This window comes from Undibacterium sp. 5I1 (assembly GCF_034314085.1).
Classification (GTDB): domain Bacteria; phylum Pseudomonadota; class Gammaproteobacteria; order Burkholderiales; family Burkholderiaceae_D; genus Undibacterium.
Window position 1 is genome coordinate 400,358 of sequence record NZ_JAVIWI010000001.1, and the last position, 22,979, is coordinate 423,336.

General features: G+C 46.8%; 16 protein-coding genes. 10 read left to right on the top strand and 6 right to left on the bottom strand.

What is annotated here, in order from left to right:
• Positions 1-42: 42 nt before the first annotated feature.
• Positions 43-774, top strand: a complete 732-nt coding sequence (locus RGU72_RS01730; protein ID WP_322118094.1) for an SDR family oxidoreductase — start codon at positions 43-45, stop codon at positions 772-774.
• A gap of 25 nt (positions 775-799) precedes the next feature.
• On the opposite strand, the gene RGU72_RS01735 is transcribed toward RGU72_RS01730, so the two are convergent.
• Positions 800-2,410: a MutS-related protein gene (locus tag RGU72_RS01735; protein WP_322118095.1), complete on the bottom strand. Its 1,611-nt coding sequence runs from the start codon at positions 2,408-2,410 to the stop codon at positions 800-802.
• 399 nt (positions 2,411-2,809) lie between these two features.
• Here RGU72_RS01735 and RGU72_RS01740 point away from each other — a divergent pair, with 399 nt between their 5' ends.
• Positions 2,810-3,016 (top strand): hypothetical protein, encoded by a 207-nt coding sequence (locus RGU72_RS01740; RefSeq protein ID WP_322118096.1) that lies wholly within the window; start codon positions 2,810-2,812, stop codon positions 3,014-3,016.
• Between the two features lie 196 nt (positions 3,017-3,212).
• Here the strand turns inward: RGU72_RS01740 and RGU72_RS01745 are convergent, their stop codons facing one another.
• From RGU72_RS01745 to RGU72_RS01755, 3 genes are all read right to left on the bottom strand, one after another.
• Positions 3,213-4,166: a hypothetical protein gene (locus tag RGU72_RS01745; protein WP_322118097.1), complete on the bottom strand. Its 954-nt coding sequence runs from the start codon at positions 4,164-4,166 to the stop codon at positions 3,213-3,215.
• A gap of 264 nt (positions 4,167-4,430) precedes the next feature.
• Entirely contained in the window at positions 4,431-5,084 is a 654-nt protein-coding gene (locus RGU72_RS01750) for an NAD-dependent dehydratase (protein ID WP_322118098.1), read from the bottom strand.
• A 395-nt stretch (positions 5,085-5,479) separates the two neighbouring features.
• A complete protein-coding gene (locus RGU72_RS01755; protein ID WP_322118099.1) occupies positions 5,480-7,135 on the bottom strand; it encodes an oleate hydratase in 1,656 nt (551 codons plus the stop codon).
• Positions 7,136-7,396: 261 nt separating this feature from the next.
• Between RGU72_RS01755 and RGU72_RS01760 the strand changes: the two genes are divergently transcribed.
• From RGU72_RS01760 to RGU72_RS01780, 5 genes are all read left to right on the top strand, one after another.
• Complete coding sequence (locus RGU72_RS01760; protein ID WP_322118100.1) at positions 7,397-8,461, top strand: LacI family DNA-binding transcriptional regulator; 1,065 nt, start codon at positions 7,397-7,399, stop codon at positions 8,459-8,461.
• Positions 8,462-9,232: 771 nt separating this feature from the next.
• Positions 9,233-11,536: a TonB-dependent receptor gene (locus tag RGU72_RS01765; protein ID WP_322118101.1), complete on the top strand. Its 2,304-nt coding sequence runs from the start codon at positions 9,233-9,235 to the stop codon at positions 11,534-11,536.
• 138 nt (positions 11,537-11,674) lie between these two features.
• Positions 11,675-13,678, top strand: coding sequence for an alpha-amylase family glycosyl hydrolase (locus tag RGU72_RS01770; RefSeq protein ID WP_322118102.1), 2,004 nt, complete (start codon positions 11,675-11,677; stop codon positions 13,676-13,678).
• Positions 13,675-14,691, top strand: coding sequence for a PfkB family carbohydrate kinase (locus RGU72_RS01775; RefSeq protein WP_322118103.1), 1,017 nt, complete (start codon positions 13,675-13,677; stop codon positions 14,689-14,691). Before RGU72_RS01770 ends, RGU72_RS01775 begins: the two co-directional genes overlap by 4 nt.
• On the top strand, positions 14,688-16,064 hold the full coding sequence (locus RGU72_RS01780; RefSeq protein ID WP_322118104.1) for an MFS transporter: 1,377 nt from the start codon (positions 14,688-14,690) through the stop codon (positions 16,062-16,064). Before RGU72_RS01775 ends, RGU72_RS01780 begins: the two co-directional genes overlap by 4 nt.
• Before the next feature lie 238 nt (positions 16,065-16,302).
• Here the strand turns inward: RGU72_RS01780 and pstS are convergent, their stop codons facing one another.
• Positions 16,303-17,373 carry a phosphate ABC transporter substrate-binding protein PstS gene (gene pstS / locus RGU72_RS01785; RefSeq protein ID WP_322118105.1) on the bottom strand — a complete coding sequence of 357 codons (1,071 nt, stop codon included), beginning with the start codon at positions 17,371-17,373 and terminating at the stop codon, positions 16,303-16,305.
• Positions 17,374-17,690: 317 nt separating this feature from the next.
• On the opposite strand from pstS, the gene RGU72_RS01790 reads away from it, so the two are divergent.
• The 3 genes from RGU72_RS01790 (at position 17,691) to RGU72_RS01800 (ending at position 20,113) form a co-directional block, all read left to right on the top strand.
• Positions 17,691-18,248, top strand: a complete 558-nt coding sequence (locus RGU72_RS01790; protein ID WP_322118106.1) for a hypothetical protein — start codon at positions 17,691-17,693, stop codon at positions 18,246-18,248.
• Between the two features lie 258 nt (positions 18,249-18,506).
• Positions 18,507-19,271, top strand: a complete 765-nt coding sequence (locus tag RGU72_RS01795; RefSeq protein ID WP_322118107.1) for a GNAT family N-acetyltransferase — start codon at positions 18,507-18,509, stop codon at positions 19,269-19,271.
• A complete protein-coding gene (locus RGU72_RS01800; RefSeq protein ID WP_322118108.1) occupies positions 19,271-20,113 on the top strand; it encodes a UDP-2,3-diacylglucosamine diphosphatase in 843 nt (280 codons plus the stop codon). The genes RGU72_RS01795 and RGU72_RS01800 overlap by 1 nt, the downstream gene beginning before the upstream one ends.
• Positions 20,114-20,356: 243 nt before the next feature.
• On the opposite strand, the gene cphA is transcribed toward RGU72_RS01800, so the two are convergent.
• Positions 20,357-22,927, bottom strand: coding sequence for a cyanophycin synthetase (gene cphA / locus RGU72_RS01805; protein ID WP_322118109.1), 2,571 nt, complete (start codon positions 22,925-22,927; stop codon positions 20,357-20,359).
• Positions 22,928-22,979 lie beyond the last annotated feature (52 nt).

Genomic DNA, 22,979 nt, shown 5'->3' on the forward strand with positions numbered 1-22,979 from the left:
TCCTTGTTTGAAAAATAGACTCTGCAATGAAAGGTGGTTCTTTTGGATCTTCAGCTATCAGGTCTTCATGCCATTGTAACCGGTGGATCTGCCGGAATAGGCGCGGCGATTGTCCATGCTCTGGCGAGTGAAGGTTGCACGGTTTCTTTTTGCGCCAGAGGTCAGGCGCAGATTGACAGATCACTTCGTTTAGTTGAGCAACTTCCCGGAACTGTTCGTGGCTACGTTGTTGATGTGACTAAGATCGACGATTTTAAAACGTGGATGGCTGAGATCGGTAATGTTGATATTTTCATTCCGAACGTGAGCGCGATCAGTATGGATTGGGCCGCTAGTATCAAAACAGATATTCAGGCGACGGTCAACACAACAGAGGCAGTCATTCCATATCTGCAAAAATCTTCTCATGCTGCAATCACATACATTGGCTCTAAAGCAGGCTCGCTGGAGGCACCGACCTCTGCACCTTATGGAGCAGCAAAAGCGGCAATGGTGCATTACATGAAATCCCTAGCCACGCGTTTGCTGCCGACAATTCGGGTGAATACAGTCTCTCCCGGGGACACCTTATTTGACGGTGGATTATGGGATCGCGTAAGTCGAGAAGAACCTGAGGCTTTCGAAAAAGTTGTTAAACGCAACCCCATGCGGCGCCTAGCTACAGCAGAAGAGATTGCGCGAGTTGTCGCTTTTATTTCCAGTCCCGCAGCAAGTTTTGTCGCAGGTGCAAATTGGTATGTTGATGGAGGTTCAGTCAATCATGTGCAGTTTTAAATGCCGACTCTGTGATTTCATGTAATTACATTTCAAGCACATGGCTGCAGTCATCGGTTGGTCGCGCAAGATAGCTGTTTAACCAGTTAAATACTTTGCCTGCGTTATCTTCAATTTGCTCGCCAAAACCGTGCGATGACAGTAAGGCGATACCGTTGGTATGTGCCAGTATGCCAGGGCGTAATATTAAGTTCTGTGCGTTGTCATCGGTTGCTGTTACGTAAAGCGAATTGAGCCATTTTTCTAGCAGTGGCGCGAGTACCAGATTATGTGATGAGACGATCACCAGACCTTTTTGTGCTAGTGTTTTTAATACCGCTGCTGCGGCAGAAACTGATTCGCTATGGTTGGTCCCGCGGAAAATTTCATCGATGATGTAAATACCCTGATGCATCCCATTGGCTGCGGTAAGTAATTCTTTGGCACGTCGCAGTTCTGCGATGTACAGACTCTCGCCACCCATTAAAGAATCTTCATTTTGCATACTTGCATAGACTGGACGTGTTGATACGCTGGCGGTCTTGGCATAACAAAATCCAAATGCACGGGCGACGATCAGATTTAGTCCTATGGTGCGTAGCAGGGTACTTTTACCAATGCCATTTTCGCCGGAAATAAATGCACCCTTAGACTCCAGCCCAATTGATAGCGGTCGCGCCTGATGTAGCAGTGGATGTACTGCCTCCGTAAATGCAAGCTGCTTATATTGATGGCGCTCTGCCCAGCAAGTAATTTTTTGATCTAGCAGATGACGTGCTAAAGCGATATCCGCTTCTAAATTCGATACACGTAAATAACAGTCGCGTAGAAAATCGATGTTGGCATAGACGTGCAATACACTCTTAAAATAATGCCTGACATTCGCTATCATTAACCAGTCGATATACGCTCTGGTGCCGGGGATGATGGCATCAATACTGGGCAGTCGTGTTAATTTCCGGTTGATTCTTCCGGCACGGACACTATTGTCTGCAAACTCTTTCAGATCTATTTCTGTACGTTTCCCAAGCACACTGCATACGCCCAATAACTGATTGAGTGAGCGCATGGAGTGATTCCAAAGATGCATCGCCGAATGATAATGAATCTGTATGGCAAACAGTCCTAGCAGCGAGAGTGACGCAGTTATCCAGGCGAATGGATGCAGCAATGTTGCACCGAGCGATACAAAAAATGTCGCAGCCACCGTCCATATATAGCGATGCCAGACAGGTAAGCTGATCTGATTTGAATCGCTAAATAATAAGCTCGCAATTTCAGCGTCGGCTTTGCGCAGGTTTTGGAAAACATGATGTAGCTCGTCCAGCACAACCGGGTCTTGCATCAGTGTTTGCAGTCGCTCAGTCAGCTTTGCACATTGCTTATCGCCGAGCCCAGTACGCAAGCGTTGATACAGTATCTGTTGTCCAAAAATACTGACTTCTTTTGATAATAGTGTTGCGTATTGCTGTACCAATAAATCTTTCCAAGTTTGCTCATCAATCGTATGTGCGTCGGGATTTAGTGTGACGCTATGTAATTGCCCGATCTGCTTTACAGAAAATGAATGATCAAGTGAGTCTGGCTCGGGTAAAACTAAAAAACGAATCCAGCGGATAAAATTTTTCCAGGAAAATTGCAGTGATGATGTGGACATACAGCCCTTAGCTAGCGAAGTGTGTAGCAGAATGTAAATGGGAATTACGTAAATGCGTGCGCGTTGATTCGCTAGATGTAGCTTTGAGCCAAGATATCAAGAGAGGTGCAAAAGGATACGCAATATGGCGGTAGAAATTTAGCCAAGGTCATCGCGGGTATTTGTCAACGCAGTTCGAAACACGTTTGCCCGGTAGTGTCTGCAACGGACTTTTCTTCGCGCATAGAGGAAGATAGTATATTTCCCCGTGGACTAGTTATGGTGACTGGCACTGTTCTGATTTAATCTCTAACGTATGTTGCATTCAAACTTTCAAATTCTATTGCGTTGTTTATTACGTATTTCCTAACATCGGTTTAGCCAACGCTAATATCCTTTCAACTTATCAAATTGCATAGCATGACTGTGGTACCCGCCTGGCGCCAGCTTGTCGCAACAAAATACAGCCAGTACCGCCATGGCGCTGTGGAAGAAGCAGTGATTCGCCGCGAACTGGCCGAGGAGTGCGAAGCGCGAGCCAATCAGGTCTGGCTCAACTTTGCTCAGGTCATCACACGCCATGTCGTAAGCGGGCAATTGAATGGAGCCGCATTGATCATTTGGTAGCGATGCCTGAGTCAACGAAGTTACACAAAGTGGATCGAAAAAGCTTAGCAAAGACATCGGTTTTGAGCATAAACTAATCTCAGTGCTTAAATTTTTTTCAACCTGCCATGGCGCAATGCGACTATAACAATCGCGCTGATGTCCGATTTCTCTGCAGTACTTCGCTGGCTCATCTTTTGTGGCCTACTGTTCCCACCTACAACTGCGGCACATTGCCCTTGGCTTTATCTTGCTCGTCGCGGCGCTTCATCTCGGCGCCCGCAGCCTTGGCATTGACGACGCCAATATCATGCACCAGCCACGGGGCGGCCATGGATACGGAGTAGCTATCGACCAAGCCCGACCTAGGAGCCAAGTGCGACGTAACCATAATATTTAGCGCACAGTTGGGAGAAGGATGGAGCAACATCGCATTCACTTCGGGGGCGCCGGGTATCAAATCCCCCTGGCATGGACTGTCGGAATTGGGCCCTCTGTCGTTCATGCTGAGTTTGCCGTTCATGTCGTAGCGCCACTTCGCTATCCCGAGAAAATCCGGACGCGTTGCGTTGTCGATTCCTTGTGCATCGAATTTCGCTGCGACAGAGCGCTGCAGTACGGCCACTGGGATCGCTTTGTCTGACGGCAGGTTTGTGAAGGCCCGCAACACCATGAATACGGCTCCAGCCTCGTTGTACAACAGGACGAACTTCTCACCGCTGCCGTAAGAGTCGCCAGGCGAGGTGGTTCGCACATCGGCCTCAACACCGTTGAAACTAGAACTCATCCAGGTAAAATCGGTCTTTTTGAACTTGAAATTCGGATTGGCCTTGAGTGCAAGACGGCGCGCTTCATCGATATTCATACCAATCTTGATGCCAGCAATATCTGGCAAATTAAGTTTTGCTAGCACTGCGCTGACCTCGGCTGAATCGGGTCCTTCCGAGCTATTACGCGACGGACTGTTACTCCTGCCCGCTGCGTTGCCGGATGTGGCCGACTTTCCAGAGCCCGCCCTGTTGCCGCTCGCGGATACGGTAGCGGGGGCTTGATTCTGGGTTGAGATGTTGTCTGTGATGATCTTCTTTAGATCAATCGTTGTACCCGCATGGGCTGCCAGCGGTGCCGCGAGTGCCAGTATTGATACGAGGGTTGATACAGCTTGCTTCATGTGTGCTCCGTCAAAAGGAAATTAGGGGGGGCAGTCGCCGTGCATACGGCAAACGTAGCCCTTCCATTGAAACATAAACTTGATTTAATTTCAACATTTCGCATTGCTGTAGAGTGATGCGCAATTGATGTGACTATTTTGAATGAAGTCAAACTGACGTATTTTGAGAGTGGCGGCATTTCTTGCAGCTCACGATATCGATAGTGTTTGTTAACGCAGTTGGCAACGCGTTTACCCGGTGGTATTTGCGACGGACTGGATTAGTTACAGCAAATGACACTGTTCTGATTCAATCACTATTACGCCGGGCGTGGCTTTTAAGGCCGCACTAATCATGGTTGCTGCTACTTTGCTCGTGGTGACCGGGCGTAGACGTTTTGGGACGAGTGGTCCTAATAATTTACTGAAACTGATTGCAAACGATTCCCCCCATCGTTTTTCTGGGCGTTCGCCACCGTCCAATAGCGAGGGACGGACTAGCGTCAGAGATATAAATCCCAATCCCGCCAGATCACGTTCGGTTTCTGCTTTGACGCATAGATAAAATGAACTGGCATTGAGTTTGGCGCCCATGGATGAGTTGAGTACAAAGCAGGTGGTACTGGCAGCAAATGCATATTTCGCTGCATCCACCACATAATCATGATCTACCCGATAAAACGCAGCTTGTGACCCAGCCTGGCGCATGGTGGTGCCAAGCGCGCAGAGAACGGCATCTGCTTTCCACCATAGGGCATCAGCTGGTAGCTGATCAAAATCGATAATCGGATTTTCTAGCTTAGCGTGGCGACGTTGGACATCTGCTAGCGGGCGTCGGGTGGGCGCGATGATATGACTGATGCTGTCATTAGCCAGCGCTTGCACCAAAATTTGTTGCCCTACCAAACCACTGGCGCCGAGTACGATGAGGCGGGTCATAAGCGACTTTCACAAAATAAATAGGATGCGTTGAGTTTGATCAAGATGCCATAGCGACGATTAGTGTATCGCTGAAACGAATATGTTTGCAGAAGATTGTCTGGCGAACCGCCTTAGGCATAAGAGCCGATTTCTTGCGCTGACCGTACGCTAGTACGGAACCGTTTTGAAGCACAGCTGATTTTTACGGCGGCAGTTCCAAGCTTTCAGGACAATATTTCTACCTGAATTGAATATACTCCCTATTATTTTTATTAAAAATGTCGTAGTGTCCAATGATTATATGGACACTTAAAATATACTAGGTGATAGTATTTATCATTCATCCTCTTGTCTGATCATAAAAAATACTATCACCTGCTACGATATATCACCAATTGTCTGCTACTTAGTGCCTACTTAAATGCCTTAATCAGCGCATCAAACTTCACCTTGATGGACTCGTCATGATGATGAATTGACGGGACTTCCCTATCGATTTTAAGTAGTTCATACACAGCCATTTGTGCCGCCCGTACCGAATATTCCACGGTGAAGACAACATCGTCAGCGATCTCTACAAACTGGCTGACGAAGGCGAGATTTTTAGAATTCGCTGGTACTGGCAACGGACGGTCAATTTTTGTCCTTGGCATAAACATGCTGGTGATATACGGCATGCGGCAAGGGATGCAATTGGCATTGGCAAAACTGGCCTGATCAAAATTGAGATGACCGCACAACTCTTGCAAAATTTCTGCCCCGCTGCATTCTGCCATAGGCTTTGCCACAAAATTTCCGACGCGATCTGGGTGTAGCGCATAACCCCAAAATACCTGCACGCCTTCTGGCTGATCCGCAAAATGCGGTTGATGTGCAAGCACTACCGACATAAACCAATTGGAATCTTTAAACGTCACCAAGCCGCCAGTACCTGCCCGGTTACCAGTAAATTGTTCCATCTTATCGAAGAAAATACTGTCTTTGAGTGTGACCGTAAACGATGCCCAATACGATTCCGGGATGCTGGAATTGAAGGCGGCAGGATTACCAAATTCAGGACGATTTACGGCGATCTTTTCCCATAAGCGCCAGCCTTTACTATCGTGTTTGGTCAGCTTTACCGGGGCGGCGCTCATGGAGCCATAAGTAGAGGCATCGGTCATGGACGCATTTTGGAAAAACACAATATCGCCATCAACAACGGGAACCACTTCATCTTTACCATCGCGATGGCAATGCAAGGCCGTGACGACGATTTTGTCATTTTGCGTGACGAGATCCATATCCGTTACAGTGCAGTTCGTCACAAAGTTCACGCCCTGAGTTTGCAACCAGCTTAACAACGGACGTACCAGTGAATCAAACTGGTTATACACAGTGCGCTTTACACCAGCTAAGGTTTCGATGCGAGAAAACTCCATCATAAAGCGGTGCAGATAACGCTTAAATTCCACCGCGCTATGCCAGGGTTGGAAGGCAAACGTAGTCGCCCACATAAACCAGAATTTGGTTTCAAAAAATGTTGGCGATAACCAATCAGTGATGGCGCTATTCCCCAAGCTGGCTTCATCAGCCTCGCTTAGTTTTAGCAGCTCCATCCGGTCTTGCATACTAAAACCCATGGATGTGACATCTACTTTGAAGCGATTTTTATCCACCAGACGCGCCATAGAATGCGGCATGTTCTTGAGATTAAACGCAACGGTTTCATCGAATACACTTTGCGCCAGATTGCTCAATGAAGGAATGCTATTGAACAAATCCCAGGTACATTCATAATTATCAGTAGTCAGCATACGTCCACCACGCAAGGTGTAGCCATGCTCTGGATTGCCCGCACCATCGAGACTGCCGCCAAGGAGTGGCATCGCTTCAAAAATCGTAATTTGCTTGCCGCTCACACCGCCGTCGCGGATCATAAAGGCAGCGGCTGATAAAGAGCCAATGCCACCTCCAATGAGATAGGCTTTATGCGTACTGTTCATTATTTTCCTAGTTAGTTGATGTGTTGATGATTTGCGCTGCTTTCGTGCAGCTTTCATGCTGATATGGCACGCGTTACTTTTCATCTAGGTCAAGATGTCTTACCTGACCGTAGAGCTAAAGGTAGACAAAATCTGTCGATTACGCTTTGATCTAGGTCAAGCAATAGTGGTGATAAAGCGAATGCTCAGGATGAGCGCATCGTAAAGCTCGGCGATAATTCAGTCAGTGCGGCAGCACACAGTGCCTTGTATGTAGCCTTGAAACTGATTTTGTTTGCATTTTGCTACGCAGAACGGCGATTGAGTTTTATAATAGTTTTTACCGATGTAAAGCAAAGAAATGACATGACAAAAACGCCGAGCCAGATGACTACCGTCCGCAAACCAGACTCTGCCAGCGCAGAGCAGCGAAGACTGCAAATGGCCGATATCGCCCGCTTGGCAGGCGTCTCTACTTCTACCGTGTCACGTGCTCTTAGTGGCAGCTCCTTAGTCAATGACGAGACCAAGAAAAGGATAGAAGAGTTAGCACGCTCTTTAAATTATTCCATCAATATCGGCGCACAAAATTTACGCCTTAAACAAAATAAAACGGTAGCAGTCGTGGTGCCTTACGATGCGACAACACGGCAACATTTATCGGACCCTTTTTTCTTAAGTATGTTAGGTAGTCTGGCCGATGCATTGACCGATCGCGGCTTCGATATGTTGCTGTCGCGGGTGGATGCTGAGCAACTGGACTCGGCTGCACAAATTTATGATACCGGCAGAGTGCTTGGCGTAATTTTGATCGGGCAATGGCGTCATCACGATCAGCTTAATCAACTGGCAGCGCGCCGGGTTCCGATTGTGGTCTGGGGCGCACAATTGCCACAACAATTGTATGTGACCGTTGGTAGTGATAACGTTAGTGGCGGTTTTTTAGCGACCGAACATTTAATTCAGTCTGGTAGAAAACACATCGCATTTTTTGGCGATACCCAACTGCCAGAAATGGCGCAGCGTTATGAAGGCTATTGCAACGCGCTGAGCCGTTTTCAGCTCCCCTTAGATCCCAATCTGGTCGTACAAGCCTCATTTGTAGAAGACGGCGGCCGACTCGCAGTAGAAGAGTTGTGCTCCCGTAAAATCCCCTTTGATGCCTTGTTTGCCTGCAGTGATTTGTTAGCGATGAAGGCAATCAATGCACTCAGGGATAAAAAATACCGCGTATCAGAAGATGTCGCCGTAGTCGGTTATGACGATATCGAACTTGCCCGTTATTTTCACCCCCCACTCACCACAGTGCGACAACCAATGGCAGCAGCAGGGCAGGCGCTGGTGCAAGCCTTATTGTCGATTGTCGAACACGATGCAGTTAGCCCGCGACTGTTGCCTACGCAGTTGATTTCTCGTACCAGCAGTTTGTGATTTGGTCGACTAAGGCTTTCAGCTTAAATTCTATGACAATCAGTTTTCTGCTTTGATTATAAATATTTGCAAACGGTTGCAAGTTTTGGATTTTTTGTGTTTTTAAATAATCCAGATGTAGAATTTCTATCGAAATTCATGCTGCGCCGCATAAGCAAACGATTTACATTTTTTATGTATGTTGCACAATTGTGACAAGCGATTGTGGTCAAGGTGCTTATCGATTTTCTCTTATAAATTTCCAAATTAATTTTGAAAACTCCAGATTTGATCATAGTAAGGGCGATAGTTTTTTGCTTCATGATAATTGGGAATATTTAAGATATTTACAGCGAACAATATCAAATTTCTATTTCTTGATTGCACTAAATAAGTGCTTTGCTGCACTGCGTTATTGCAATCGATTGCAATTATTATTTATTTGACCGATAATCGATTCACTTACTGGCCGCCCATGGTTCAAAAGATCTTCAGCAATGTTTGTAGAATATGTTTGACGAGTGTTTTTGGAGAATTTCAAAAATCTAACGAGGATTGCTGGAGGTCTTTTGTTATTTTCTTTAGTCCGTTGAAACACAGCGGTTTAGTAAGAGAACAGTGCGCTGAAGTAAAGTAAATACGTAAAGTGAATGCATAAAATAAATACGTAAAACGACGCAAAGTAAGATTGTTAAGAGCAGTAAAAATAAAGAGAAGCAAAAATAAAGAGCCGAATCAAGCATGCATAGTGTTTGAAGAAATTTGGCGAAACCGAAAAAAACGGAGACAGAAATGACATCATCACGCATCAAAATGACGCGCATGGCCGGCTTGGTATCACTGGCTGTTTTGCGAATGAACTCTGCCTGGGCGCAAGAGGCAACGCCAAGTGCCGACAATGAAAAAAATTCTCTCAATCTGAATAGCGTAGTCGTAACGGGTACACCGCTACGTACCTCTAAGATGAAGGCCAGTGTTTCTATCAGTACGCTGGATGCAGACCAGATCGCCCAATCAGCGCCTACCAATGCAGCAGAAATTTTGCGTGCGATTCCGGGTGTGCGTGCCGAATCCTCTGGTGGTGAAGGCAATGCTAACTTGACCGTGCGTGGTGTACCGATCTCTGCTGGTGGTGCGCGTTATGTTCAGTTCCAGGAAGATGGATTACCCATTTTGCAGTTTGGTGATATCGCTTTTGTGACGCCAGATATGTTCTTACGTGCTGATGGTGGACTCAGTCATTTGGAAGTCGTACGTGGCGGCACTGCCTCAACGATGGCGACTAATTCTCCGGGCGGTATCATCAATTTCATTACTAAAAATGGGCGTGAAAAAGGTGGCAGTATCGGAATTACTAAAGGTCTGGATTTTGATCAGACTCGTTACGATTTTGATTTTGGTACACCGATTTCCGACAAGACACGGATGTTTGTAGCGGGCTTTTATCGCAGCGGTGATGGCGCACGCCCTGCTGGTGTTACTGCAGAAGATGGCGGCCAGATCAGGGCGAATATTACGCATGAACTGGATAATGGTTACATCCGCTTGAGCTTTAAGCATCTGGACGACAAGACACCGATGAATATGCCTGTGCCTGTGAAAACAGTCAATGGAACCATCTCAGAATTGCCGGGAATTGACCCACGCACAGCGAGCTTCTATTCACCGTACTGGACCCGCGATATCGTACTGAACGGTAATAACAGCAAAACCTCTACCAATGTGAACGATGGTTTGCATGTCGTCAATAATGCGTTCGGCGCAGAAGCTTCGTTCAAGCTTGGCGAGGGTTGGACTCTCGACGATAAGTTTCGGAAGTCGAATAATTCTGGTCGCTTCATTTCGATTTTCCCAAGCGACAACAGTAATGTACAAACCGGTATGACTTATGCCACCGGCCCTAATGCGGGTAAGGCGTATAACGGTACTGCGTTCACTGCAACGGTATTCAATACTTCCCTGGATGATGTCGGTAGTACGGTCAATGATCTGAAAGTATCCAAAGTATTCGAACTGGGTAGCGGTAAATTGGCCGCAACAGCTGGTTTGTATTCCTCTATCCAAAATCTGGGCGTGACCTGGAACTTCAATCAATATCTGATGCAGTCCAGCGGCGACAAGCCAGCGCTGCTGAATTCCAGCGCAACGATTGCAGGTTCGCCCGGTCTATTAGCAGCAGGAACCGATGTCTTTGGAGGTTGCTGTAACCGTTATATCGATGCGCAATACAAGACCAATGCGACGTATCTCAACCTCGGTTGGGAATCGGGTAATTGGAATATTGATGGTGGTCTGCGCTACGATAAACAGAATGCCTCCGGTACTTATAATCAGGCAGTCAATCAACTGTATAGCGCGGCCAACACTAAGTTTATCGATTACAGCGTTAATCACACTTCGTATTCATTAGGTGCCAATTATCGTCTGACAAAAGACCTCGCTTTATTTGCACGAACCAGCGACGGTATTGCCTTCAATGCGGATCGCATTATGTTCGGCAATCCACTGGATGGATCGACACCGATCAGCACTAATATCGTCAAGCAAAACGAGGCTGGTGTGAAGTGGAAGACGGGTGACTTTAGCAGTTTTGTTACTTTCTTCCAGGCTAAAACGGCTGAGTCTAATTACGAAGCAACGACGCAAAAATTTACCTCTAATAATTACGATGCTAAAGGTATCGAAGTTGAAGCCAGTTATCGCATAAATGAATTTCGTTTGACGGGCGGCTTGACTTATACCAATGCAAAAATAGTTGGTGCAAATGACCCAACGATCATCGGTAAGACACCGCGCCGTCAGGCTGATTTGATCTATCAGATTGCGCCAACTTATACCATAGGTGATACGGTATTTGGTGCTAGCGTGATCGGTACAACCAAGTCATTTGGTGATGATGCCAATACTTTAAATTTGCCAGGATTTAGAGTGGTCAATGCCTTCGTTAATTACCAAATTAATGAGCGTACACAAGTCTCCTTAAGCGCGAATAATTTGTTTAATTCAATCGGCTATACCGAAGTGGAAGGCGACGGTCATGCTGCTCGCTCAATCAACGGACGTACGATCCGCGCTACTTTGAAATACTCGTTTTAAATAATTGATCGTCTCAAATTAGTCCAAATAATACCGTGGAGATTTCCACGGTGTTTTATTCAGTCCAGCAGTACTTTAACTCCCGTTGTGTGTTCTCCTTCTGCGGGAGTTTTTTTCTTCTTTTTGTCTTGCTAAATAATGCCTTCTAGTTTGTTACATCGCAGTCTTGCGTCTTTGCTCTCTGAGTTGCCATCATCGCAGCATGCCTTAATACGTGTACGTTTTGAGAAGCGAGCGCCAGCTCTAATCGATACATTGCAAAGCTTATATGCAGATCGTCTTGGGAGTGCAGATCAGTTTTCTACATGGCTTATTCAGTTGATGAATAGCGTCGGTCAATTGGCTGCCCAGCGCTCGTCCGCGCTATGCCAATTAGACCAAAGTCGCAGCGCAACGCCTGGATGGTTTGCCAGTCAAGATATGCTGGGCTATTGCACTTATGTTGACCGGTTTGCCGGAGACTTGGCAGGCGTCGCCGACAAGATTCCCCATCTGACAGAAATGGGTGTGCGCTACTTACATTTGCTGCCATTTTTAAAAGCCCGCCAAGGTGAAAACGATGGAGGCTTTGCAGTAGCTGATTTTGATGCGATAGAACCGCGTCTGGGCAGTATGCAGGATTTGCAAGCGCTGACCACCCGATTGCGTGATGCCAATATCAGTTTGTGTTCTGATTTTATTTTGAATCATATTGCAGATGACCATCCATGGGCGATGGATGCGAAGCAGGGCGATCCGCATTATCAGAATTATTTTTATCACTATGCGGATCGACAAAAACCGGATGAATTTGAAACGACTTTAGGACAAGTTTTTCCTCAAGTGGCACCAGGTAATTTTAGTTTTATCGAGGAAATGCAGTCTTGGGTCTGGACCACTTTTTATCCTTATCAATGGGATCTAAATTACAGCAATCCCTCTGTATTTTCTGATATGGCTGCTGCCTTATTGCGTCTTGCTAACCGTGGGATAGAAGTATTCCGATTAGATTCCACCGCTTTTTTATGGAAGCGCGAGCAAACCAATTGCATGAATCAGCCAGAGGCGCATTGGATACTACAAGCATTGCGAAGTATTGTTGATATTGCCGCGCCTGGCGTATTGTTAAAAGCCGAGGCGATCGTCCCGACAGCAGAGTTGCCAGCGTATCTGGGCAGTGCTGACGGTGTCGTGAAAGAGTGCCATATTGCTTATCACAGTAGTTTAATGGCGGCCAGTTGGGTGGCGTTGGCCGAGCAAAATACCGAGTTGATTCAGCAGGTGATACTTGGTACGCCAGTATTGCCGGATCAGACCTCATGGCTGACGTATGTGCGCTGTCATGATGATATCGGCTGGAATGTATTACGCCCCGAGGCGAGTCAATGTGCCTTAGATGTGCAACAACGGCTATCTAAAGTAGCGCAATTTTTTGCCGGAGATGGAGATAGTTTTGGCCGAGGAGCGAGCTTTCAGGCGAGCGATCCCAGCGCGGTTCATGGCAGTGTCGGTATGGCATCTGCATTAGCCGGATATGCCGCGGCTACTACGCCGGAACAATCCCAAACTGCCTTGCGTCGCCTGTTGTTAATGCATGGGCTGGCGCTGAGCTTTGGTGGTATGCCTGTCATTTATATGGGGGATGAATTAGCCCAATCCAATGACGATGATTACCGCCAAAATCCGGCTAATGCGCAAGATAGTCGCTGGCTGCATCGCCCAGTATTGGACGCTGCTGCATTTGCGGCACGACACGATGATCAAACCGATGCTGGTGCGATGTTTGCTGGGCTTTGTCATTTGCTTACATTGCGTCGCCAGTTAAACCAACTCGCAGCAAATCAGCCACGCCAGTTATTACCTATCAGTCAGCCAGAAGTCCTGGCATTTTCAAGAGGTAGTTTTTCTACTGACAGTGATCAATTCATTTTTATAGGTAATTTTTCTGATAAAAAAATTAGCTTAGATTGGTCAACGCTACTTAGTAATTTACCTGCGACGATCGCGCATGTCGTTAGCTGGAAAAATCTTCTTGCCGTCTCTGGTCAACAAGAGATTCCAGTACTTATCGAAAGCCATAATCGCTTAGAACTTCCACTAAAACCGTGGTCACAAGTCTGGCTTACTCCAACAACAAATACTGATGCAGGAGTCATATCGTGAGTAATCCAATTAGCATTCCAGTCACGATTTTTGGCGAAGTACTGATTGATCAATTTCCTCATCAAAAAATTATTGGTGGTGCACCTTTCAATGTGGCGCGTACTTTAGCTTATTTTGCTTGCGATCCCTTATTCATTTCGCGGGTTGGGCAAGATGCTTCCGCCGACTTAGTCCGTTTAGAAATGCAACGGTTTAGTCTACGCCAAGATGGTTTGCAAATCGATGCAGATTATCCGACCGGACTGGTTAAGGTGGAGCAAGATGAGGGGGGCGATAAAGCACAGCATCGCTTTACGATTCTGCCAGATCAGGCGTATGACTACATCGACGCTGAGCTAGCGTCGTCTGCGTTTTCAGCTATGAATAACGATCACGCAGGCATCATATATTTCGGCACCTTGGCACAACGTAGCGAGACCTCTCGCAGGGCTTTGTATGCCTTGCTTAATCAAACCAAGGCACTGAAATATCTTGATTTAAATTTGCGCAGTATGCAGTTCAGTATGTCCACGATTGATACGTCCTTGCATAGCGCCGACGTACTTAAGTTGAATGAGGATGAATTACTGACTTTGTACCAAATCTACCTGCAAACGGATTCTGCGCAGCAGCTCAATATCAATGGTGAGCCAGCAGACTGGCAAGAGGCGATACAGATCTTAATGCGCCTGTTTAGCTTGCAGGCGGTTATCGTGACCTTAGGCGCACGTGGCTATGCTTATTTTGATCGCGAAGGCCGTTATCTCGATAGCAGTCAACACGATCAAAATACGCTCAATACCGTAGTGGTGGACACTGTTGGTGGGGGTGATGCGTTCTCTTCGATTTATTTATTAGGCCTGGTTCAGGGATGGCCGTTGGACGTCAGCTTACGGAGGGCACATCAGTTTGCTGCCGCAATTTGTGGTGTGCGTGGTGCAGTCGCGGCGGACCTTGATTTTTACCAGCAATGGCAAGAGCGATGGGCTGCAGAGTCTTTGAAGGACGAACTCAATAAAGGAACACCCGTATGAGCAGCGTGACTAATGTGACTAATGTGACCAGTGTGATCAGCAGAGTTCGAGGTATTTTGACTAAGCCCAAACTATCGTTTTGGCAAATCATTAATATGAACTTTGGCTTCTTTGGTATTCAGTTCAGTTTTGGTTTGCAGCAAAGTAGTATGAGTCCGATTTACAAATATCTCGGTGCAGATGAGGCCAGCTTGCCTTATCTTTGGCTGGCAGGACCTGTTACGGGCTTGTTGGTGCAACCCTTGATTGGTGCGATGAGCGATCGCACGGTGACTCGTTGGGGACGGCGCACACCTTATTTTTTATTCGGTGCGATTTTATGCAGCCTGGGATTGCTGGTGATGCCGTTTAGCGCAACGCTGTGGATGGCGGCTAGTTTGCTATGGATATTGGATGCCGCCAATAATGTAACGATGGAACCCTACCGCGCATTTGTCAGCGATAAGCTGGATCAGAGCCAACATTCGATCGGGTTTTTAACCCAGAGCGCATTCACCGGACTTGGGCAGACGCTGGCGTATTTAATGCCCTCTATCTTAGTCTTGATTGGCATGAATAAAGATGCCGTTAATGCCAATCACATCCCGCATATTGTGATTGCTGCGTTCTTGATCGGAGCTGTATTTTCAATCGTATCGATCATATGGACGCTCAAAACCACGCCAGAAATCCCGTTGACCGCTGACGAGTTAGCGGCGATCAAACGCAAACCAAGTGGCTGGTTAGCGACACTGCGCGAAGTTGGTCTGGCGATCAAAGAGATGCCGCTAACCATGCGGCAGTTAGCGCTTGTTAAATTATTTCAGTGGTACGCCATGTTTTGCTATTGGCAGTACATCATGTTGTCGATAGGCCGGACTATTTTTGGAACCAGTGATCAGACCTCGCAGGGCTTTCGTGATGCGGGTTTATTGAATGGGCAGATCGGCGCTTTTTATAACTTTATCGCATTTGTCGCTGCATTTGCGATGGTGCCATTTACCCGCCGCTATGGACCAAAAATCACGCACGCAATCTGCCTGACTCTGGCGGGACTTGGCATGTTGAGTATTCCTATGATCCACACACCGTCGTTATTATTTATTCCGATGATTGGTGTCGGTATGGCCTGGGCAAGCATTATGGGGAATCCCTACGTCATGCTGGCTGGCTGTATTCCGGCGGAGCGTACAGGTGTCTACATGGGGATTTTTAACATGTTTATTGTGATCCCGATGATCATTCAGATTTTTACTTTACCGTTGTACTACCAAAGCTGGTTGGGTGGTAATCCGGAAAATGTGGTCCGACTGGCAGGTGCTTTGTTGATTTGCGGTGCGTTTTCAGTCACTTTGGTGAAGATTCGTCCAGTCACTTCTGCTGTTAAAAATTAAAATAATCTTGCGTTGAGCCGATCCAAGATTGTATTGAATGTACGCATCATCTTGGATGACTATAACTAATATACTGGGTAGGAGTAAATATGGGTTGTCCAGGTATTACCTGGACAATGGGCACTATTTCTTAAAAATAATGGGGAGTATATTATTTGGATATCTAATAGAGCGGTTGTTTGTCCTGCAAACACGCTCTATTTTTTTACGATGAATTGGCTGATTATTTTAAAAAATTTTATTCCAAAATCCAGCGTAATTGCTTGCCGTTGGTATCAACAATCGTCGTCATTTCTTTAAATACCCTTGCCTGGATCGCATCCGGCAGACGCACCAGATCCACGTGATTGACAAACCGGTCGCCATGCATAAATCCCCAGGTAAAGAACTTAATCGCCGCCAGCGTTTTGTCTGGATTATTGGTTACTTGCGGCATGATGACAAATGTCCCCATAGCGATGGGCCAGGCATTGGCGCCTGGTTTGTCTGTCAGCATTTCATCAAACATGGCTTTAGATTTCCATTGGCTGGCATTCAGCGCGGCGGCAAAGCTGTCTGCCGTTGGCGCTAAAAATTTCCCGTCACGATTTTTTAACTGGACGCTACTAAGCTTGTCTTGCAGTACATAGTTGTAATCAACATAGCTGATCGAGTAGGGCGTTTTTTTGAGTGTCGCAACGATGCCGCTACTACCTTTGACTTGGGTTACATCTTTATGCCAGTTAATCGTAAAATTTTTGCCATACGTTGTTTGCCAATCCTTGCTCATCTTTCCTAAGTAATCAGTGTAGTTATAGGTTGTTCCTGATCCGTCTTGACGCACGATGACTTCAATATTTTTCTTCGGCAGACTAATTTCTGGATTGAGAGCAGTGATTGCTGCATCATTCCAGCTCACAATTTGACGAGAGAAAATAGCCGCTAATACATCACCGGTTAAACGCAGTTCGCCCGATTTGACCCCTGGTAAATTGACGATGGGCACCACACCAGAAATCGCGGAGGGGAACTGTATCAGTTGATCTTTTTTTAAATCAGCCGGACTCAGTGCAACATCACTTGCACCAAAGTCAACTTCCTTCGCCTTGATTTGCTTAATCCCGCCGGATGAGCCGATTGGTTTGTAATCCAATACATCGCCACTTTTCTTGGCATATGCTTCTGCCCAAGTGTTATACAGCGGCGCAGCGGCAGAAGAACCAGCTCCGTTCATAGTCGCCGCTTGGATGGGTGCTATGGGTGCGAGTAATGCCAGATTGAGCAAGGCGAGTAAGCTGACTCGTTTGGTGATGTTGTGTGCAAATTTCATAATAGACTTAGAGTAAAAAAATACTGCTGTAAAAAACTCGGATTATAACGACTATCCGATGATTGATATCGATCATTACTGCGTCACTAAAATAGTTAATTTGATGCCATGTCACAGGAGTGTCACGTAAAAACACTAGGCTTGATCAATCTGAATATTCGATTTGAATATTCGTTTAGCTAAAAATCCGGATAAATTTTAATTTGTTTGTTTGAGATAAATAGTTTATATTATTTATATGTTTACATTTTTTGGAGATATTAATGGTTACTACTGCAAATAAAAAACCAGTTTTAGATGACAGCGCAGACAAGCCAGTGATTAAAACTGCTGTAGTCCCTGCAAAGAAAATTGCTACAGCAGCAAAGCTGGCGTCCAATCCAGAAACGATGCCAAAAGCGCCTGTCGTAAAGGAAGAAGTGAAAGCGGTAGCTAAAAAAGTTGTAGCAAAAAAAGTAGCTGTAGCAAAAGCGAAGCCAGTTACTAAAGTGGCAAAGTCAGCGATAAAAACAAAAGTATTAGCTAAGCCAAACACCGTAAAAATTGCAAAAGCGGCTACGCCTAAACCGGTAGTGAAGTCTGTAGCAGTTAAGGCCGCAACAAAGCCTGCTGCTAAATTAAGTGCAGCGACTGCGCATAAAGAAAAAGCTAAAAAAGAGAAACTGGTACGTGATAGTTTCACCATGCCAGAATCTGAATATGTCGTTTTAAGCCATGTGAAAAAAGCTTGTCTAAGTGCAGGGATTGAAGTTAAGAAAAGCCAACTCCTACGAATAGGCCTAGTCTTGCTGAATAAGACGGATCTCACTTCCCTCAAAACTTTGATCTCAGGCTTAGCGCCATTGAAGGCAGGACGTCCTAAGAAAGAAAAGTGATTTTTTAAAAATCATAAAATCGCTGCCAGTCATGACATAAGTAGCGAGCTTAATTAGCCATACTTAATCAGCTATACCCCAAACAGGCTCAGCCCATAACGGACTGGGCCTGTTGTATTTTTGCTTGTCATAAAAGCGACATCAAACTGTCATCTTGTTGAAGTAATCCTCATTTAATCTTCGTCCGTCTAAAAGCACAATGCCCAAGATGAGATTGTCTAAGATTAATTGAAATAGGATGAAGAAGAGGATGACAATATGAGATTACTCACGATACCTGCTGATGCCAATCCTAGTTTTTCTAAATTAAGTTTAAGTCTGGCGAGTACCGCCAAAGAGATTAAAGAAGTCCAGCGCCTGCGTTATAAAGTATTCATCGAGGCAATGGGTTTATCTGCCTTAACCAACCCCGATGGTCTTGATAAAGACGAGTTCGATGAGCATTGCGATCATCTGATTGTGCGCGATACCAAGACCTTAAAAGTCGTCGGCACCTATCGTATTCTTGGCCCAACGGCCGCAAGACATATCGGCCGCTATTACTCCGAAACAGAATTCGATTTATCTCGCTTGCAAAATATTCGCGGCAGCATCGCTGAGGCAGGGCGTGCTTGCATTCACCCTGATTATCGTAGCGGTGCAGTCATCATGATGCTGTGGGCTGGCCTAGCAGCGTATATGCGTCGTGAGCGCTGCACCTACCTGATCGGCTGCGCCAGTATTAGCCTTACGGATGGCGGCCACAATGCGGCAGCGATCTACCGTAATTTTAAAGAGAACGACTTTGCTCCTCTGGAATATCGGGTTACGCCGCATTTACCATTTCCGATAGATGAGATGGATGTTTGTCATGACGCACGCATTCCGCCGTTGCTTAAAGGATATTTGCGCGCTGGAGCCTGGGTCTGTGGTGATCCTGCTTGGGACCCGGACTTCCACTGCGCCGACTTGTTTGTGATGTTGCCTTTGTCAAATTTGGATAATCGTTACGCTAAACATTACGGTACTGAGGAGAATGCATAATGAAACCTGGCGACCACTTCTTAAATCAGAAACTGTTTAAAACCAGCAAAAAAGATGTGGTCCGCTTCCGCACTATCTGGATCTCGGATCTGCATTTAGGAACTACTGGTTGCCAGGCTGCCCGCTTACTTGAATTTTTGCAGGCGACTGAGTCAGAGAATTTGTATCTGGTCGGCGATATCATTGACGGCTGGCAGCTCAAACGTCGTTGGTATTGGGATCAAGTCCATAACAACGTGGTGCAAACCGTACTGAAAAAAGCCAAGAAGGGTACCAATGTCATTTTTGTCCCTGGCAATCATGATGAATCAATACGCCAATTCATCGATCTTGATTTTGGTGGTATCAAAGTCAGGGATGAACTGGTACATGTGACCGCACAAGGCAAACGTATGCTGGTATTGCATGGCGACCGTTTTGACGGCGTGATTGCCTGTGCCAAATGGTTAGCGTATGTCGGTGACAGTCTTTACACCGTGATTTTGAAGTTCAACCAAGTCTTTAATAACTGGCGCGCCCGCGCCGGTCTACCGTATTGGTCGCTATCGCAATACCTCAAACTCAAAGTCAAAAATGCCGTCAGCTATATCAGCTCATTTGAAAATGCCTTAGCCGATGAAGCACGCAAACTTGGTTTGGACGGCGTGATCTGCGGTCATATTCATAAACCAGAAATCAGAGATATTGATGGCGTGATGTACTGCAATGATGGCGACTGGGTAGAAAGCTTGTCTGCCTTGGTAGAAGACGCTAGTGGTGAATTACGTCTGATTAGCTGGCACGACGTGGTGCAGGTACAGCAGCCTATGATGGCACAAGAGCCGGTATTCTTTGAGGCTTGACTTTGCTCAGCAGCTTTTGCGTGAAAAATAAGAACGGAAGTTTCTAAAGACCTAAATGGAAGGTCTAATAATGATGTGGCTTGTGGCACGGTATCGTGCCACAAGCCACATCATTATTGGGGGGAGTAATTTTGGACGTTCTAAAAAATCCTTTATCCAGATACAGGACAAGACAGGACACAAACACTATTCGTTTAGTTGTCACCTCTGCTAAAAGCAACAGCAACGACATGCCTTACAACTTCAGCCTTCTCCAATCCGCTTAGCAATATGTGCTAGCGCTTCTTCAACCTGATCAATCAAAATCAGACATAAATCGCCTTCTGATAAACGTGCCATCGCTGTGTCGATTGCTAGAAATTCACCGTTGATTTCGTCGATGACTTTGGTACGGTTGGCATTGGCTAATCCTGTACGTAGCAGAGCAACGACCTCACCATCTGCGCGACCACGTTGGCATTGATCCTGATATAGCACGACGTCGTCGAAGGCATCACCCAGAATCTCGGTTTGCTGGCGAATGTCCTGATCGCGTCTGTCACCTGCGCCGCTGATGACGACCGAGCGGCGTTTAGCAGGGATGCTTTCTACTGCACGGACCAGCGCCAGAATTGCATCTGGATTGTGGCCATAATCGGCAATCAAGGTTGCACCGCGATAGTTGAACATGTTGAAGCGCCCCGGTGCATTGTCGCTCTCATTGGCGAAGGATTTTAAGCCTGAGCGAATTGCATCCCAACTAATCCCAACGCCCCATGCTGCAGCGACCGACGCCATCACGTTTTCTACCTGGAAGCCGACAGCGCCGTTGCGGGTGATAGGAATATCCGCTAACAGAACTTCGTGTTTAGTTTTGCCTTCGGCAGCGATTAGCTTATTGCCATCAACGTACACGACGCGATGCCCTTGCGCTTTATGCGTAGCCATCACTGGATGTTGGTTGTCGGCTGCAAAAAACGTGATAGATCCAGTGCAATTGACAGCCATACTGACGACGATAGGGTCGGCTGCGTTTAACACCGCAACACCGCTGTCTGCGACGTTTTGTACGATCACCCGCTTTAAAACGGCAAGATCTTCTACCGTTGTAATGTAGTTCAAGCCAAGGTGATCTCCAGAACCGACGTTAGTGACAACGGCGACTTGACAGCGATCAAACGCGAGTCCTTCGCGCAAGATGCCACCACGAGCCGTTTCAAATACGGCGGCATCGACGTCAGGGTGAAGCAGAACATTACGGGCGCTACGTGGTCCGCTGCAATCGCCGCTGTCGATACGACGGCCTTCAATATACACGCCATCGGTATTGGTCATGCCTGTGCGCAAGCCGCTTGTGGTTAGCAGATGCGCTATGAGCCGCACAGTCGTTGTCTTGCCGTTGGTGCCAGTCACCGCGACAACAGGGATACGTCCATCATCGCCATCTTCAAACATAGCAGAAATAATCGCTTCGCCAACAGGACGACCTTTGCCAAAGGACGGGGACAGATGCATACGCAAACCCGGGGCTGCGTTGACTTCTACAATGCCACCATTTTGTTCTTCGATTGGTTTTAAGACGCTATCGCAGACCAGATCGACACCGCAGATATCCAGACCAACCATTTGGGCTGCGACGATAGCGCGTGCTGCAACTTCTGGGTGGACATCGTCAGTGACATCAGTTGCTGAGCCGCCGGTCGACAAGTTCGCGTTATTACGTAAAATCACGCGTTGACCTTTAGCAGGTATGGAGTCCGCTACCAAATCCTGTTTTGCCAGACTTGCCAGTGCGATATCGTCAAAGCGAATTTTGGTCAAAGAGGTTGCATGACCACTACCGCGACGCGGATCTTTATTTACTTGTTCGACTAATTCGCGTACCGAGTGCGCACCATCACCAACAACGTGCGGTGGATCACGACGCGCTGCAGCGATCAGCTTGTCGCCGATCACCAGCAAACGAAAATCATGACCCGGTAAATAACGCTCAACCAAAATATCATCGCGGAATTCAGCCGCTGCCTGATAGCCTGCTTCTAGTTGTGCACGGGTTGTGACGTTGACGGTAACGCCTTTACCCTGATTGCCATCTTTGGGTTTAACGACGACGGGCAAGCCGATCTCGCAGGCGATTGCCCAAGCATCGTCCACATCTAATGCTGTACGTCCTAATGGAACCGGCACGCCTGCTGCATCAAGAAGTTTTTTAGTCAGTTCTTTATCTTGTGCAATCGCCTCTGCAATCGCGCTGGTGCCATCCATTTCGGCGGCTTGAATTTTGCGCTGACGGCTACCCCAGCCGAATAAAACCAGACTGCCGTTAGTCAGGCGACGGTAGGGAATATTTCTATCTACGGCCGCTTGCACGATCGAACCAGTGGACGGACCTAGCCTGACATCTTCATCTAAATCTCTTAGTTGTAGCAGCGCGCTACCCAGGTCGAACGGTGTATCTTCTTGCGCTGCTTTGCATAATTGTTCGGCTAATTCTAATGCCAGGCGGCCGACGGCTTCTTCCGAATATTCCACAACAACTTGAAAAATTCCGGCTTCCAGCGTCTGCGTAGTACGGCTAAAAGTGACCGGACAACCTGCTTGTGCTTGTAAGCCCAGCGCGGCCAGTTCCAACACATGCGCCATCGGGATAGTGTCATTGTGGCCGGTCGGTTGTAGTGGACTGATTTCTGGGAAACGGGCGCGCAGTCGTACTTCAAATCCGTTCAGTTCATCAATAGAGAGTTCAGCAGTGCTGCAACCCACTATGGCCTCAACCGCAGTGTGATGGCTCCAGAGATTGGGGCCGCGTAGCGCTCGTATGCGTGATACTTCCATAAACCTTCGTCCTATCTTGATGGCAGTGCCAATATGTAATTACAGCGATTTT